This window comes from Staphylococcus sp. TCBT05 (assembly GCF_055179755.1).
Genome location: NZ_JBUQDQ010000038.1, coordinates 298,180 through 314,166, shown reverse-complemented (window position 1 = coordinate 314,166; position 15,987 = coordinate 298,180). Strand labels below are relative to the sequence as shown.

16 protein-coding genes are annotated in these 15,987 nt (G+C 32.2%); 1 reads left to right on the top strand and 15 read right to left on the bottom strand.

Annotation, left to right across the window (positions count from 1 at the left end; genetic code table 11):
* Nucleotides 1-142 precede the first annotated feature (142 nt).
* The 8 genes from ACY191_RS08625 to ACY191_RS08590 form a co-directional block, all read right to left on the bottom strand.
* Nucleotides 143-1,033 carry a deoxyribonuclease IV gene (locus tag ACY191_RS08625; RefSeq protein WP_042738575.1) on the bottom strand — a complete coding sequence of 297 codons (891 nt, stop codon included), beginning with the start codon at nucleotides 1,031-1,033 and terminating at the stop codon, nucleotides 143-145.
* An 8-nt stretch (nucleotides 1,034-1,041) separates the two neighbouring features.
* Nucleotides 1,042-2,382: a DEAD/DEAH box helicase gene (locus tag ACY191_RS08620; RefSeq protein ID WP_042738574.1), complete on the bottom strand. Its 1,341-nt coding sequence runs from the start codon at nucleotides 2,380-2,382 to the stop codon at nucleotides 1,042-1,044.
* Nucleotides 2,383-2,519: 137 nt separating this feature from the next.
* Nucleotides 2,520-3,623: a Nif3-like dinuclear metal center hexameric protein gene (locus ACY191_RS08615; RefSeq protein ID WP_042738573.1), complete on the bottom strand. Its 1,104-nt coding sequence runs from the start codon at nucleotides 3,621-3,623 to the stop codon at nucleotides 2,520-2,522.
* The gene (locus tag ACY191_RS08610) at nucleotides 3,624-4,301 is read right to left on the bottom strand and encodes a tRNA (adenine(22)-N(1))-methyltransferase (protein WP_042738572.1); all 678 of its coding nucleotides are present in this window, start codon (nucleotides 4,299-4,301) and stop codon (nucleotides 3,624-3,626) included. It abuts the gene before it with no gap.
* A 63-nt stretch (nucleotides 4,302-4,364) separates the two neighbouring features.
* Nucleotides 4,365-5,471: an RNA polymerase sigma factor RpoD gene (gene rpoD / locus ACY191_RS08605; RefSeq protein WP_042738571.1), complete on the bottom strand. Its 1,107-nt coding sequence runs from the start codon at nucleotides 5,469-5,471 to the stop codon at nucleotides 4,365-4,367.
* Nucleotides 5,472-5,607: 136 nt separating this feature from the next.
* Complete coding sequence (gene dnaG, locus ACY191_RS08600) at nucleotides 5,608-7,392, bottom strand: DNA primase (RefSeq protein WP_229367244.1); 1,785 nt, start codon at nucleotides 7,390-7,392, stop codon at nucleotides 5,608-5,610.
* A gap of 43 nt (nucleotides 7,393-7,435) precedes the next feature.
* Nucleotides 7,436-8,260 (bottom strand): pyruvate, water dikinase regulatory protein, encoded by an 825-nt coding sequence (locus tag ACY191_RS08595; protein WP_042738569.1) that lies wholly within the window; start codon nucleotides 8,258-8,260, stop codon nucleotides 7,436-7,438.
* A gap of 12 nt (nucleotides 8,261-8,272) precedes the next feature.
* Nucleotides 8,273-8,896, bottom strand: a complete 624-nt coding sequence (locus ACY191_RS08590) for a helix-turn-helix transcriptional regulator (RefSeq protein WP_082039184.1) — start codon at nucleotides 8,894-8,896, stop codon at nucleotides 8,273-8,275.
* A 349-nt stretch (nucleotides 8,897-9,245) separates the two neighbouring features.
* Between ACY191_RS08590 and ACY191_RS08585 the strand changes: the two genes are divergently transcribed.
* On the top strand, nucleotides 9,246-10,637 hold the full coding sequence (locus ACY191_RS08585; protein WP_042738568.1) for a glycine--tRNA ligase: 1,392 nt from the start codon (nucleotides 9,246-9,248) through the stop codon (nucleotides 10,635-10,637).
* Nucleotides 10,638-10,765: 128 nt separating this feature from the next.
* On the opposite strand, the gene recO is transcribed toward ACY191_RS08585, so the two are convergent.
* The 7 genes from recO to ACY191_RS08550 form a co-directional block, all read right to left on the bottom strand.
* Nucleotides 10,766-11,524, bottom strand: coding sequence for a DNA repair protein RecO (gene recO / locus ACY191_RS08580; protein ID WP_042738567.1), 759 nt, complete (start codon nucleotides 11,522-11,524; stop codon nucleotides 10,766-10,768).
* A 22-nt stretch (nucleotides 11,525-11,546) separates the two neighbouring features.
* A complete protein-coding gene (gene era / locus ACY191_RS08575) occupies nucleotides 11,547-12,446 on the bottom strand; it encodes a GTPase Era (protein ID WP_229367245.1) in 900 nt (299 codons plus the stop codon).
* Nucleotides 12,446-12,850, bottom strand: coding sequence for a cytidine deaminase (gene cdd / locus ACY191_RS08570; RefSeq protein ID WP_042738565.1), 405 nt, complete (start codon nucleotides 12,848-12,850; stop codon nucleotides 12,446-12,448). Before cdd ends, era begins: the two co-directional genes overlap by 1 nt.
* 91 nt (nucleotides 12,851-12,941) lie before the next feature.
* Nucleotides 12,942-13,277 (bottom strand): diacylglycerol kinase family protein, encoded by a 336-nt coding sequence (locus ACY191_RS08565; RefSeq protein WP_042738564.1) that lies wholly within the window; start codon nucleotides 13,275-13,277, stop codon nucleotides 12,942-12,944.
* Between the two features lie 4 nt (nucleotides 13,278-13,281).
* Nucleotides 13,282-13,743: an rRNA maturation RNase YbeY gene (gene ybeY / locus ACY191_RS08560; protein WP_042738563.1), complete on the bottom strand. Its 462-nt coding sequence runs from the start codon at nucleotides 13,741-13,743 to the stop codon at nucleotides 13,282-13,284.
* Nucleotides 13,744-14,691, bottom strand: a complete 948-nt coding sequence (locus ACY191_RS08555) for a PhoH family protein (protein ID WP_042738562.1) — start codon at nucleotides 14,689-14,691, stop codon at nucleotides 13,744-13,746. It abuts the gene before it with no gap.
* 632 nt (nucleotides 14,692-15,323) lie between these two features.
* On the bottom strand, nucleotides 15,324-15,980 hold the full coding sequence (locus tag ACY191_RS08550; protein ID WP_042738561.1) for a hypothetical protein: 657 nt from the start codon (nucleotides 15,978-15,980) through the stop codon (nucleotides 15,324-15,326).
* Nucleotides 15,981-15,987 lie beyond the last annotated feature (7 nt).

Genomic DNA, 15,987 nt, shown 5'->3' with positions numbered 1-15,987 from the left:
TCTATACTATACAACGTGAAAAACATTATGTAAATAGTAATGTTTACGAATTAAAATAAACTACCTTTAATCAGTTGTAATTGCGTCAAAAATTTATATATTTCTAAACGCTACACAATAGAATTAAAAGTAGTTCATCTGTTTATTCGCTCATTATTTTATTTTTTAAATCAGCATCAAATTGTTGTTTTTTCAACATTTCAATTTCATGTTTGTATGGTGGTCGTTTATTCTTTTTATCTTCACCAACAAATGGTGTTTCTAAAATTTTTGGAATATCTTTAAATGTTTCATGATGTACTACATAATTTAATGCATCGAAACCAATATAACCGAAACCGATATTTTCATGTCTATCTTTATGTGCGCCAATATCATTTTTACTGTCATTCACATGGACAACTTTAATGCGGTCAACACCAATAATCTTATCAAATTCATTTAAAACGCCATCGAAATCTTCTCTGACATTATAGCCAGCATCATGGGTATGACATGTATCAAAGCATACAGATAGTCTTTCATTATGGTTTACACCATCAATAATTCGTGCGATTTCTTCAAAACTACGACCAATTTCCGAACCTTTCCCAGCCATCGTTTCTAATGCGATTCGAACATCATTATCATTGGTAAGTACTTCATTTAACCCTTCGATAATCTTCTTAATACCAACATCTGCTCCCTCGCCAACATGTGATCCTGGATGCAATACAATATCCTTAGCACCTAAAGCTTGTGTACGTTCGATCTCGCTTTGTAAAAACTCTACTCCAAGCTCAAATACATGAGGTTTTAATGTATTTGCAATGTTGATTATATAAGGTGCGTGCACTACAATATTTGACAACCCATTTTCACGCATCACTTCATGGCCTTTTTCGATATTTAATTCTTCAATCGGCTTTCTACGTGTATTCTGAGGAGCCCCTGTATAAATCATGAAAGTAGATTCACCTAATTTAGTCGCTTCTTCTGCTGAACCTTGTAACATTTTTTTACCATTCATAGAAACATGTGAGCCTAATAACATAAGTTAAATTACCCCTTTCTATTTTTTCTTTCTTGTCTTCTTTGTTGTTTACTGTGTTGTCTACGTTCTTTTTGTTTTAATTGATCTAAATCACGTTTGAATTTCTTTTTATAACCAGGTTTAACCTTTTTCTTATTTCTTTTAACTTTATGCTTTAATTCATTTGTTAAATGATCATCTTTATTCTTACGTGTTTGACGTGTATTATGTGCCTTAATTGGTTTAAGTTCGCCATCTTTAATGTCTACATTTTCAAAATGATAACCTTGCTGTTCAATTAAACTAATATTATCTTCTTCATTTGGACTATATAGTGTTATGGCAACACCTTTATAATTACCTCGACCCGTTCTACCCACTCTATGTGTAAAGAAATCAATATCATTTGGAACATCGAAGTTAATAACATGGCTTACGCCTTCAATATCAATACCTCTCGAAGCCAAATCACTCGCGATAACATATTGAAATTCTAAATTACGAATACGTTTCATTTGTTGTTTACGTTCTCTCGGTGTCAAACCACCGTGAATCATACCCACTTTTATTCCAGAAGCATTTAACTGTGCAGCTAACTCATCCGCACTTTCTCTACTATTACAAAAGACGATACTTAAATATGGATTAAGTATATCAATTAAACGTAATGTTTTTTCTACCTTATCTTCACCTTTTGTTGGAATTAGATAAAATTCAATATTCTTTTTATTTTTCTGTGTATGTTCAATCTCAACAAATTCAGGATTTTCTAAATATTTATTTAAAAATGGATGTAATGATTTAGGAATCGTCGCACTAAACACTGCAATATGTGCAGATTCGTCTAATCTTGTAGCAATATGATCTACTTCTTCAATTAATCCTAAATCTATCATTAAATCTGCTTCATCGATAACTAAATATGACGCTAAATGTACATGTAAGTCACCATGCTTTGCTAAATCATTAATACGTGTAGGTGTCCCAATAACTAATTGTGGTTGATTCTTAGCACGTTGTTTATCTTTCTCGATATCAGTACCACCAATAAACAATTTAACTGACACTTGATCTTTAAACTTTGCTAAGTGACTCGCTACGTCAAATAGTTGCTGAGCTAATTCTCTTGTAGGTGCTACTACAATCGCTTGTGGTTCATTTATATTAATGTCTATATTATTCAACAGAGGTAGTAAAAAGGCATGTGATTTACCAGTACCTGTCTGCGATTGACCTATCAAGTTTGATTGTTTTATTATCTTCGGAATTACTCTTGTTTGAATTTCAGTTGGTTGATCAAAATTCAAATCCTTCACAGCATCAATCAGACTTGGTTCTAACTTAAAATTTTCAAATGGGTGATTCGCCATGTCTTGGCCTCCTTAAATCTTCATCTTTTCTATTATAAAGCATTCGTTAGTAATTTTGAACAAAATTAAATAAATATTGAAAATACCATAACCGTCAAGCTAATTATAGTTAAACTTATTTATTAAATCGACATTATTTAATAATAAGTAAACGGATCTGTATTAATTTGGGATACATTTACTTTCACTGTTTGATCTTGTTCTGCAAGCCAATTTATTAGTAATGCTTTTAATCCCTCTTTCATAACATATTCACTATAATGGTTAATATCAAGTAAATTCACGCCATCAATTTTCGCATCTAATGCATCGTGATGTTTAATATCTCCTGTAATAAATAAATCTGCCCCTTTACTAGCAGCTAAATATTCATATCCAATACCTGAACCACCAATAATTGCTACAGTTTCAATATGCGAGTGGTTATTGCCTATAAAGCGTACACTCGGCATATTTAATTGTTCTTTTACATATTGTACAAAGTCTGGCACGTTGTAAGATTGAGTAAGTTTACCAATCATGCCCAATCCATAATCAGCTTCTCTTGTAAGTTGAATTAAGTCATATACTGGGGTTTCATATGGATGATATTGGTTAATTAAATCTATTGCTAACTGTTGCTGCTGCTCTGTAATCATAAATTCTAATTTCATTTCATTAACTGATTCAATTTCATTCATCGTACCTAAATAAGGATTCGCACCATTAACTGGTTTGAATTGTCCAGTTCCTTGACTTTGAAAGAAACAATATTCATAGTCACCTTCTTGAGCAAGACCATACTTACTCAATTTACTTTTAAAATCTGTTAGATTTGCTTCAGGAATAAAAACTTGTACCTTATAATAGGTTATCACTTCAGGGTTTAAAATTCGCATATTTTGTAAACCTAACTTTTCTCCTAACATAGCATTTACGCCTTTTGGATAAACATCTAAATTTGTATGCATAGCAATTAAATTAATGTTATTTTGAATGATTTTACGAATAATTGCTCCATAACCATCTTGTTCATTGATTTGTTTTAAACCTTTGAATATTAATGGATGATGACAAATAATTGTATTTGCGCCTAATTCAATAGCCTCATTAACTACATCAACAGTACAATCCAGTCCAGTGAGAATACTTGTTATTTCAGCGTTTTCATCACCAATAAGTAAACCAACATTGTCCCACGACTCTGCTGTTGTAAATGGTACATGATTATTAATTACCTTTAATAAATCACTTATTTTCATTTATAACACCTCATTAATCAAATTAATTTCTTTATTAATCTCATCCAATCGAGTTGCATGTTGTTGCTCATTCAAATTACTTTTAATTTTTAATAATGCATCCTTTTCGTGTTGCCATTTTTTATAAAAGTATTCATTTTTATTCAACAATAATACCGGGCCAAATTTTAATGCTTGCTCAGTCATTGTACCTGGATGCTCACTAAAATCTGCAACAATTATTTCATATATATGTCCTTTTTCTTCAAAAATTTCTTCATTGGTAATTGTATATCCTAAATTAGGTAATAACTTTCTGATTGCACTAGATTGCACATTACTCTGTAACACCAAACGTGGTTTATTATTAAGTTTGAACTGACCTTCATTTAAAATTTTAGCAATTAGAGGTCCGCCCATGCCACAGATTGTCACTGTCGTGACGTTATTTGAGTCCTCTAATACAGATAAACCATCACCTAATCTTATATCAATTACTTTCCCAAGTTGATGCTCAGCAACACTTCTTTGAGAAGCTTCAAACGGTCCTTTAATTACCTCTCCAGCTATAGCCTGTTTTGTTAAGTTATTTTCAATAGCAAAAATTGGTAAATATGCATGATCAGAACCAATATCTGCTAATAAATCTCCAATAATATACTTACTTACATTCTTAAGTCTTTGATTTAATGGAATCATCTTGTTTCTCCTCACATAATATGTAAAAAGCTCTTTTGTACTTTGTACAAAAGAGCTGAAAAATTAGTCCATAAAGTCTTTCAAACGTTTACTTCTACTTGGATGTCTTAATTTTCTAAGCGCTTTAGCCTCGATTTGACGAATACGTTCTCGAGTAACACCGAAGACTTTACCTACTTCTTCTAATGTACGCGTTCTACCATCATCTAAACCAAAACGTAGTCGTAATACATTTTCTTCTCGGTCAGTCAATGTATCTAACACATCTTCTAATTGTTCTTTTAATAATTCATAAGCAGCATGATCAGAAGGACTTTGCGCCTCTTGGTCTTCAATGAAGTCACCTAAATGACTGTCATCTTCTTCACCTATTGGCGTTTCTAAAGATACTGGTTCTTGAGCAATTTTAAGGATTTCTCTTACTTTTTCAGGTGGTAAATCCATTTCTTCACCAATTTCTTCAGGAGCTGGATCACGGCCTAAATCTTGTAATAATTGTCTTTGTACGCGAATTAATTTGTTGATTGTCTCAACCATGTGCACAGGAATACGAATCGTTCTTGCTTGGTCGGCGATAGCACGTGTAATCGCTTGACGAATCCACCAAGTTGCATATGTCGAGAATTTAAACCCTTTGCTGAAGTCGAACTTTTCTACTGCTTTAATTAAGCCCATGTTTCCTTCTTGAATCAAATCAAGGAATAACATACCACGGCCTACATATCTTTTAGCAATACTTACTACAAGACGTAAGTTAGCTTCTGCCAAACGAGATTTTGCAATTTCATCGCCTTGTTCGATTTTTTTAGCCAATTCAATCTCTTCTTGTGCACTTAAAAGATTCACACGTCCAATTTCTTTTAAATACATACGGACTGGGTCATTTATTTTAACTCCTGGAGGGGCACTTAAATCATTTGGATTTAACTTTTCATCAGTATCAGAACTGTCTTTTTCATTAACTAAACTAATATCATTGTCAGTTAATTGATCAAAGAATTCATCCATTTGGTCTGAATCCATTTCGAAGTTTTGCATTTTTTCAGCAATTTCTTCATGACTTAAATGTCCTTCTTTTTTACCTTTTTCAATTAATTGTTTTTTTACATCTTCTATTGTTAAAGATGGATCAATGGTTTGTTTTTTTATTTTAACTCTATTTCCAGACATGAAATGGCCTCCCGAATATAATATCAACTAGATATTAAAATATTATAAAGACAAAAATTAATGAAACTAATTTAGAATAATACTTCAATATACATGTTGTCAATAGCATTAATATACAAATATATTCATTTTTGATTTAACTCATTCTATTTTTATTGAAATTTACAATCTTTTCTAAATAGTATTTTTGTAATTCCATATCACCTAATTTAGAAGCCTCCCGGAGCTTATGATTAAGTGATTCAATTGTTTCTTCATTTCTATTAGATATTATAGTGTTTAAATAATCATCAATTTCATGCTCATACGGTTCTTCATTGATCATATAGTTATCTAATGATATCAATGCTTCTTTAATTTCATTGGAATCGACGTATTGTAACACATCACTAATATTGAACGTATCATTTTCTGAGTAAAACTCACGTAAAACATTAAATATACGCTTAAAAAATTGATTTGTAAAGTCTTCAGTTTGAAGTGATTGATGATAATTAAGAAAAACATCTTTATCGTTCATAAAATGTCTTAATAGTGCCCGTTCCGCCTTTTCCTGTTTAGTTAAATTATTAAATTGAGGTAATGACGGTACTTGGTTAAATTGGGGCTGACTATTGTCTTGTTGATGTCCTACTTCATTAATTAGACTATCCATGCTAACTTTAAACAATTCTGACACTTCTTGCAATATCTTTTTACGTTGAATCGCTGATTTAACATAAGAAATATCCATTGTCACTTCTTTTAAATATCGTTCGTATGCAAGGTCATTATTGTTGATTTCTGCTTGATGCAAATTAACTTTGTACAGAACAAATGCTTTCTTCTCATGTTCTACATAATAATTAAAAGCTTCAGCCCCATGTTTACCAATGTATTCATCAGGATCCATATCTTTAGGTAATTGAACTACAAAGACATTCAATCCTTGTTGTAAGAGCATTTGACCTGTTTTTAATGTTGCTTCACTACCAGCAAAGTCACCATCAAACATTAAAGTTACATTCGAAGTTAGTTTTTTGATAAATGTGATATGCTCTTGAGAAATCTGAGTACCCATACTTGCCACAACATGTTTCAATCCAGCTTGATCAGATTTAATAACATCCATAAATCCTTCTAATAATATAATCTCATCAATCTTTCTGATCGCTCTTCGTGCCTTATCCACGTTATATAGCAATTTACGCTTTTGGAAAATAGGTGTTTCTGGACTGTTTAAATATTTAGGTTCTTGATTTGTATATGTTCTACCTGAATAACCAACAGTACGCCCTTGAGCATTTGTTAGCGGGAACATAATTCTATCTCTAAATCTATCATAATAACTGAAGTTCTCTTCATTTCTTGATAATAAACCAGCCTCATATGCAAGTTGTATATCGTAACCTTTCTTCTGTAAAAAGTCATGACAAAAATGAGAATTGTTCGGTGCATAACCTATTTTTCTACTATCTATTAAATCCTCTGTAAACCCACGTTCCTTTAAATAATTAAGCGCCGCTTCACCTTCGACTGTTTTCTTCAATGCATAATGATAATATTCTTGCATTAATTCGTGCATTTCAATCATCTTCAAATCATCTGACGCAACTTGATGACCTTCTGCAGCCTCATAAGTTGAACTACCTGTGTCTACCTTTATATTTACCCTTTCGCCTAATTCTTTAACAGCTTCGGTAAAAGAAAGACCTTTAATCTCTTGTGTGAATTGAAAGACATTACCACCTTTTTTACAACCAAAACAATGGCATATTTGTTTATCTTCGGAAACGGTAAAGGAAGGTGTTTTTTCATCATGAAAAGGACACAAACCAATGTAATTGCGTCCTCTCTTTTCTAATTTCACATATTCACTTACTAAATCTAGTATGTCAGTTTTATCTTTAATTTCATTTATTGTTGCTTGATCAATTCGCAAATATATCACCTATTAAACATTAATTATAATAGTATAAATGTTTTTAATTATTTTTGAAACTATTTTGCTCAATAATGCTGATTATATTATTTGCTGTTTCTTCTATTGCTTTATCTGAAACATCAAGTACTGGGCAGCCTATCCTCTCAACTAATTCATGAAAATAATTCAACTCTTCTGCTATACGTTGTTCTGTTGCGTATCTTGCACTATCTCCTAATCCGAGTTGCTTTAATCGCTCTTTACGTATTTTATTGAGCTTTTCTTCACTTATCTTTAACGCAATACATTTAGCTGGATCTATTTGAAATAGGTCATCTGGTGGCGTAACTTCAGGGACGATTGGTATATTCATTACTTTATAACTCTTATGTGCTAAATATTGTGATAAAGGCGTCTTTGAAGTACGCGAAATTCCTAACAATACTATATCTGCTTTTGGTAAGCCTTTTGGATCCTTGCCATCGTCATATTTAACTGCGAATTCAATCGCATCAATTTTCTTAAAGTATGCTTCATCTAATCTGTGTACTAAACCAGGTTCAAAATAAGGTTGTTCATCGATTTTATCCAATAAGATATTCATCAAAGGTCCCATAATATCAACTGATTTAATTGCATATTCTTTTAATTTAGCTTCCATATACTTTCTAATTTCTGGTTTAACTAACGTATATACTACTATTGCTTCTGTATCTCGAGCAACTTGAATAACTTCATCAACATTTTCCAATGCTTCTATATATGGATACCTATGTATTTCACTGTCGCATTGATTTGGATTAAATTGCGAAATACATGCTCTAGCAACGAGTTCAGCTGTTTCACCTACTGAATCAGATGCAACAATTATCTTTATATTTTCCATGATTACTACCACCTATTCATTAAATAATGATACAAATATTTTATTTATAGTTGTTTTTGAAATTCTACCTTTTACTTCATATTTACCGTTATCTTTTTTCATTACGATTGGTAAAGAATCAATTTCCTTCTCAATCATTAAGTTAGCTGCATGGATAACACGTTCATCTTCTAATACAAAATGAAGGTTCGGCATACGTGTCATGATAATATCTACAGGCATAGTATGAATATCTTCACCTATCATAGATGCTCTAAGTAGATCCTTTCTTGAACATACACCTATGAAATCTCCATTTTTATTAATAACAAATAATGTACTCACATCTTCTAGAAAAAGAGTACAAATGGCATCATATATAGACATCTCATTTTTCACTACTACTGGATGAGATGCATAATCTTTTACAATATATTGCTTTAATTCGTCAGCAATTAATTTATTTTTTGGTTTACCAGAATAATAATAACCTACTCTTGGTCTAGCTTCCAAGATTCCTGACATTGTTAATATAGCTAAGTCAGGTCTTAAAGTTGCCCTTGTTAAATTTAATCTCTCTGCGATATGCTCCCCTGTAATTGGACCGTTACTTTTCACTATTTCAACAATTTGTTGTTGTCTCTTACTCAGTTCTATAGGTCTTCACCCCTTTATTCATTCTCCTTAATTATACATACTATTATTAATTGCTACAAATACATCTATTTACTTGCTTATAAACATCCAATACATTAAAATTATATTTAAAGCGAGTTAAGGATAGTGAGAGCTTAACAATGATTAATGGCTACAATTAAATTATAGTTAAAAGCGAGTGTACACACTAATTTGGGTGGAACCGCGGGTTAACAATTATCTAGTATAAGAACACATTTATTTTAATGTGATTAAAAGTGATTAACTCGTCCCAAGATAAGGATTTAAGCTGTAGGCTTATTTCTTTGTCTTGGGGCGTTTTTATGTAAAAAAGGAGTGTATTTTGTAAATGGCAAAAGATATGGAAACAATTGTACAACTAGCGAAGCATAGAGGTTTCGTTTTTCCAGGTAGTGACATTTATGGTGGGTTATCAAACACATGGGATTACGGTCCACTAGGTGTCGAATTAAAAAATAATGTGAAAAAAGCATGGTGGCAAAAGTTTATTACTCAATCACCATATAATGTTGGTATTGATGCTGCTATTCTTATGAATCCAAAAACATGGGAAGCTTCAGGTCACTTGGGTAACTTTAATGACCCAATGATTGATAACAAAGACAGTAAAATCCGTTACCGTGCAGATAAAATCATCGAAGATTATATGGCTAATGAAAAAGGTGACGAAAACTTTGTTGCTGATGGTTTAAGCTTCGATGAAATGAAACGTATAATTGATGAAGAAGGTATTGTTTGTCCAGTCAGTGGTACTGCAAACTGGACTGATATCCGTCAATTCAATTTAATGTTCAAGACTTTCCAAGGTGTTACTGAAGATTCAACTAATGAAATATTTTTACGTCCTGAAACAGCACAAGGTATCTTTGTTAACTATAAGAATGTGCAACGTACGATGCGTAAAAAATTACCATTCGGTATCGGACAAATTGGTAAATCATTTAGAAATGAAATCACTCCAGGTAACTTCATCTTCAGAACTCGTGAATTCGAACAAATGGAATTAGAATTCTTCTGTAAACCAGGTGAAGAAATTGAATGGCAAAATTATTGGAAGACATTCGCAAGCCAATGGTTAAAAGATTTAAAATTAAGTGAAGCAAATACACGTTTACGTGACCATGATGAAGATGAGTTATCACACTATTCAAATGCAACAACAGATATCGAATATCGCTTCCCATTTGGTTGGGGTGAACTATGGGGTATCGCTAGCCGTACAGATTTCGACTTGAAAAAACATAGCGAACATTCTGGTGAAGATTTCCAATATCACGATCAAGAAACTGGCGAAAAATATATTCCATACTGTATCGAGCCTTCATTAGGTGCTGACCGTGTTACACTTGCTTTCTTATGTGATGCATATGAAGAAGAAGGAGTAGAAGGAAGTAAAGATGCAAGAACAGTATTACGTTTCCACCCTGCTTTAGCACCTTATAAAGCTGCAGTTTTACCATTAAGTAAAAAATTATCAGGCGAAGCAATTAAAGTGTTCGAGAATTTAAGTGCTACTTTCTCAATTGACTTTGATGAATCTCAATCTATCGGTAAACGTTACCGTAGACAAGATGAAATCGGTACACCATATTGTATAACATTTGATTTCGATTCTTTAGAAGATCAACAAGTTACAGTACGTGACCGTGATACAATGGAACAAGTACGTATGCCAATTTCTGAATTAGAAGCTTTCTTAGCTGAAAAAACAAAATTTTAGTTAATTTAATATAATAAATAACCGGCTGGTTGCTGAACTTATCAGTAACTAACCGGTTTTTATATTACTATTTATTTTAAAAAGTTTAATCATATTCTGTAGCTACAAATGTAATTAATACCCGTATATTATGATAGATGATCTAATCTATGTAATTGGTTGATTAATTTTTGACTTTTAAAATACATTCCTGCATATTCTTTATACAGTAGTATGACAAGTGTCGACATTTCATCAACTACCTCAGCATGAATACTTAACGAACTCATTTGTTTAAATGGTAATTTCTGTAAAATATCCAATAAATACAATGTTTTATTAGATACCTGTAAAGCATGAGGATCACGATCAATAACAGTATTTGATATCGCGCCATCAAATTTGAAACTATATGCAACTAATTTAGATTGGTCTGGGTCATTCGTTACTACACATCGATCAAAAATCGCATTAAATCCAAACTTTCTCATGTATTTTAATAAAACAATAACTGACATTAATTGCGCAGATACACCTGCTTTAATCTTTTCTAAAACAAAGTGCAACAAATCATAACTATATTGTGAAACTTCTTCATATTCAAAGGAACGATCGATGACTTCGGTACATAAACTAGCAAAGCTACTTTCATAAATATCTAACCTCAAATGATAGTTTTGTTCTATAACGTCAACCGTACTTAATGTACCCATACCTTTCCATTTAGAATAAATAAACAAGCCGTACACAAATAATTGTGTATTAGCTTGTAGTCCACTTCTACTCTTTTTTGCTTTTCTAACCATCAATGGAACCTTGGCACCGTGCTCATTTAAAATGGTTATAATTTTATCGGATTCGCCATAATCCACTGCCTTTATTATTATGCCTTTTTGTTTGAGTAACATCGCAGCTCACCGACTCTCAAATTTAATCTTGATCTTCTAGATAACCCATTTGTCGTATAAAGTTCACCTTATTGCGCCAATCTTTTTGGACCTTAACCCATAATTCTAAATAAACTTTAGATCCGAGTAATCTTTCAATATCTTGTCGCGCACGTTTACCTACTTCTTTTAATTTCTTACCGCCTTTACCAATTACAATACCTTTTTGCGAATCACGTTCCACATAAATAGTCGCTTCGATTCTAACTCGATCCTCATCTTCTTTTATCATTCGATCAACATTCACCCCGATTGCATGAGGAATTTCTTCACTAGTTAAATGTAAAATCTTCTCACGAATTAATTCTCCGACTACGAATTGTTCAGGATGATCCGAAATTTGATCATCTGGATAATATTTTGGTCCAGCTGGCAAATAAGACTTCAATACTTCTAAGAAGTGCTCAACATTTAGACCTTCTAAAGCTGAAATCGGGACAATTTCAGTAAAATCCATATATTGTTTATATTGTTCAATTCTTGGCATTAATTGATCTGGATGTACTAAATCAATCTTATTTAACACTAAAAACACTGGCGTTTTGATAGATTTTAGCATATCCATGATATACTCATCACCGCGACCAATATCCTCATTAACGTTAACCATAAACATAATTGCATCAATTTCAGATAGTGTGTTTTTGGCTACACTCATCATATAATCTCCTAATTTATGCTTTGGTTTATGAATCCCTGGCGTATCTAAGAAGATGATTTGCGCGTCATCTTGAGTCATAACACCTTGAATTTTATTTCTTGTCGTTTGTGCTTTGTCAGACATAATTGCAATTTTGTGTCCGATTACACGGTTTACAAAGGTAGATTTGCCTACATTTGGTCTCCCAATTATTGATATAAAACCTGATTTATGTTCTGCCATTAATTTAAATCCTTTCCAGAAAACCCTAAGGGTAATAATTGTTCCACAGTTGATTCTATCACTTTACCAGTTTGATTCGTCATATACACTGGCATGTCATCATCACATAGTTCCTTCAACACTTGTCGACAAGCACCACATGGCGAGGATGGTTCATCTGCATCTACTGTAATTGTTATCGACTCAAAATCACCTGGTCGATATCCTTGTGAAATTGCTGATACTAAACTTGATCTTTCTGCACAAATGGTCATAGGATACGCTGCATTTTCTACATTGGCTCCGTAAAAAGACTGTCCATCTTTGGTTTTTAAAAATGCGCCTACCTTAAACTTACTATATGGTACATAAGCTCTCGATTGTGCTTCTCTAACTTCTGTAAAATAATGTGGTTGATATGCCATTTTATGTTCTCCCCTATTCAACTACAATTGTTTTGATAGATAAAACGTATGCTCTCTAAGTATAAACAATTTTTATAGAATTGCACTACTTTCAGAACAAATAAGGTAGAAAAACAACTAAACCTATTACTAATGCTACAATGGATGCTAACATTACACTAAATGCAGCGACATCCTTTGCGTGTTTAGCTAACGGATCATATTCAGTAGTTACTAAATCTACAACATATTCAACTGCTGTATTGATTGCTTCAAAAGCAAGTACCAGTCCTATTGCAATAACAATCATCAGCCAATCTAGTGTAGATATCTGAAAGAACCATCCACAAATAATTGTGACAATACCTACTAACACATGCATTAAGAACTTGGAATCTTTTTTGAATAGTATCATCATACCTTGAAAAGCGTATTTAAACCTTTTCATACAATTAATCTCTTGTTAATCCATAGGCATTAAGTATTTGGTCTTGTCTTCCGAACATCTCTTGCTCATCTGTTTCATTCATATGATCATATCCTAATAAATGTAAGAATCCATGTAATGCTAAAAAGCCTAGTTCTCTTTCGAATGAGTGGCCATAGCTTTCCGCTTGTTCATTTGCAACATCAGTACAGATAATAATATCTCCTAATACACGTGGCATATCAAGACCCGTTATTTCTGGTTCATCTTCTTCTAAAGCAAATGAAATTACATCTGTAACTTTATCTTTATCTCGATATGTTTTATTAATTTCTTGTATTTCATCTTTATCTACAAATGTAACTGATAATTCAGCTTCACCTTCAATTTGTTCCTGCTCTTTTGCAAATGTAAGCAATTTATCTATTTGCTCATACCATTCATCTTTAACTAAGTCTGTATGATCATTAAAATCAATCGTAAACATTTATTCATCTCCTTCGTATTTATCAATAATTTTACTGACAAGTGGGTGACGTACAACATCACTTTGATCTAAATGATGAATACTTAAACCCTTAACATCTTTTAACTTATTAATCGCTTCTTTCAAGCCACTTTTAACACCTTTTGGTAAGTCGATTTGTGTATGATCTCCCGTAACTACCATCTTCGAACCAAATCCTAATCGTGTTAAAAACATTTTCATCTGTGCGTGTGTCGTGTTTTGTGCTTCATCTAAAATAACGAAAGCATCATCCAATGTACGACCTCGCATATATGCTAATGGTGCAATTTCAATTATTCCTCTATCAATAAATCTTGCAGTTTGTTCTCTACCAAGTACTGTATTCAAGCCATCGTATAATGGTCTTAAGTATGGATCGACTTTCTCCTTTAAATCTCCTGGTAAGAAACCTAGAGATTCACCTGCTTCAACTGCAGGTCTAGTTAAAACAATACGTTTCACATTACCTTTTCTTAACTGTTTAGCAGCATAAACTACTGCTAAAAATGTTTTACCTGTTCCGGCTGGTCCTACACCGAATACTAAATCATTATGATGCATTGCATTAACATATAGACGTTGCCCCATCGTTTTGGCTCTAATTGTCTTGCCGAATGCATCTTTAGTAATTTCATCATCATATAAATCAAGTAAGTATTGAATCGTACCCTTTTTAGCCATTTTAATTGCTGCTTCGACATCTTTCAAAGAAATTGAAACACCTTGTTGTATGACTTTCAATAAATTAATTAGTACTGATTCAGCTTGTTCTACATGCTCAATTTGTGTACCTCTCACAGCAATTTCTTGTCCTCGAGCATGTACAATGACATCAAATCCTTCCTCAATTGCTTTAAGGTGTTCATCATTATTACCAATGAGTGCTTGTGCTTCATTGATGTCATCAATTTGAATAATTCCAGGCATATAGTTGCTCCTTTTCAAACATTGTCGTTTACACTTATTTTATCTTATTAGATTTTAAGATACAAAAATAATTTTTCAAAAAATCGTCTTAACTATTGTAATATAGCTATCTATTCAACCTAATTATTACATTTCAATTATATCATGAATTATCTTTATATCATTTCAAAGCGATTTAAATTGCTTACCTTTGTATGAAACTTTACGTTATATTAACAAATTTAATTTAATATTACAGTATCAACGGTATCATAAAATATAAAACAACTTATTTTGCTTTAATAAATAGCTTTAATAAAATGCGTTGTATCACTTAACAATAATTAAATTAACGACTTGTAAACATAGATCAATAACACTTGTTGTTAAGTACCAGCTATCCATTTCAAATGTACTTTAGGTTATTTTTTACTAATCTATTTAAACGTATTAATGTAGACCAAAATTTTCACTACAAGCATTATTTATTAATAAAATAATTCGCTTAAATCTCGCCTGACTATCGTTAGTTTATTTATTGATTTTTTATACTAATTCACCTTGAATTTAAAGATAAAGAAGCCCTCAAATGAAGTCTAAAACTACATTTAAGGGCTATATAATTTAAGTTTGATTTCCTAGCTTATACTTGCTTATAATTGTTTAGGTTTTTCTAATATTTCTGACCATATAATTCCATTTACCACTTCATCGTTATCAAATCGAAATTGACCATTTACATTAGAACTTTGCATTTTATGAGAGTAAATCAACTGTTTCAAGCGATAACGTTTTGTTCGCTCAGATAAATTTTTATCAGCAATAATAGCGCGTGCTTTACGTTCTGTTCGCTGCAATTTCTTTTCATTCTCACGATCTAATTCAGATTTAACATCTTGTAAATCACCCATTAGTGTTTGTTCTAATTCTTTTCTTAACTGTTCATCTTTTTGATTTTGTGTACGTTTCTCTTTCTCGGCTTCCGTTTCACTTTGTTCATTAGATGATACTGTAGTTGGTCTTGTTGGTTGTGGTGTTTCCATTTTTTCCGAACTTGGTTCCGATGGTTTTGAAGGTTGAGGTCTAGGCCCTGTTGTCGTCGGCTCTTCATTCAATTGTTTTTCAATTTCTTTAAAGGCCTTTCCAACTTCTTCAAGGAAACCACGCTTTTGCGGTTGTCCATTTTTGGTTTGTGGTTGGCCATGGGTTGGTCTTTGTTGCTTTTGTCTTTCCTTATGACTATTGTCATTAATAGCACTAATAATCGTAACAATAACGGAAATAACAAAAATGATAATACCTATACTCATTTAACCA

Excerpts from the sequence above, each read along its gene's own strand:
- recO (WP_042738567.1), bottom strand. The coding sequence starts at position 11,524 with ATGTTACTCAAACAAAAAGGCATAATAATAAAGGCAGTGGATTATGGC.
- ybeY (WP_042738563.1), bottom strand. The coding sequence starts at position 13,743 with ATGTTTACGATTGATTTTAATGATCATACAGACTTAGTTAAAGATGAA.
- era (WP_229367245.1), bottom strand. The coding sequence starts at position 12,446 with ATGGCAGAACATAAATCAGGTTTTATATCAATAATTGGGAGACCAAAT.
- ACY191_RS08585 (WP_042738568.1), top strand. The coding sequence starts at position 9,246 with ATGGCAAAAGATATGGAAACAATTGTACAACTAGCGAAGCATAGAGGT.
- ACY191_RS08610 (WP_042738572.1), bottom strand. The coding sequence starts at position 4,301 with ATGATTCCATTAAATCAAAGACTTAAGAATGTAAGTAAGTATATTATT.
- rpoD (WP_042738571.1), bottom strand. The coding sequence starts at position 5,471 with ATGTCTGGAAATAGAGTTAAAATAAAAAAACAAACCATTGATCCATCT.
- ACY191_RS08550 (WP_042738561.1), bottom strand. The coding sequence starts at position 15,980 with ATGAGTATAGGTATTATCATTTTTGTTATTTCCGTTATTGTTACGATT.
- cdd (WP_042738565.1), bottom strand. The coding sequence starts at position 12,850 with ATGGCATATCAACCACATTATTTTACAGAAGTTAGAGAAGCACAATCG.
- ACY191_RS08565 (WP_042738564.1), bottom strand. The coding sequence starts at position 13,277 with ATGAAAAGGTTTAAATACGCTTTTCAAGGTATGATGATACTATTCAAA.
- ACY191_RS08620 (WP_042738574.1), bottom strand. The coding sequence starts at position 2,382 with ATGGCGAATCACCCATTTGAAAATTTTAAGTTAGAACCAAGTCTGATT.
- ACY191_RS08595 (WP_042738569.1), bottom strand. The coding sequence starts at position 8,260 with ATGGAAAATATAAAGATAATTGTTGCATCTGATTCAGTAGGTGAAACA.
- ACY191_RS08555 (WP_042738562.1), bottom strand. The coding sequence starts at position 14,691 with ATGCCTGGAATTATTCAAATTGATGACATCAATGAAGCACAAGCACTC.
- ACY191_RS08625 (WP_042738575.1), bottom strand. The coding sequence starts at position 1,033 with ATGTTATTAGGCTCACATGTTTCTATGAATGGTAAAAAAATGTTACAA.
- ACY191_RS08615 (WP_042738573.1), bottom strand. The coding sequence starts at position 3,623 with ATGAAAATAAGTGATTTATTAAAGGTAATTAATAATCATGTACCATTT.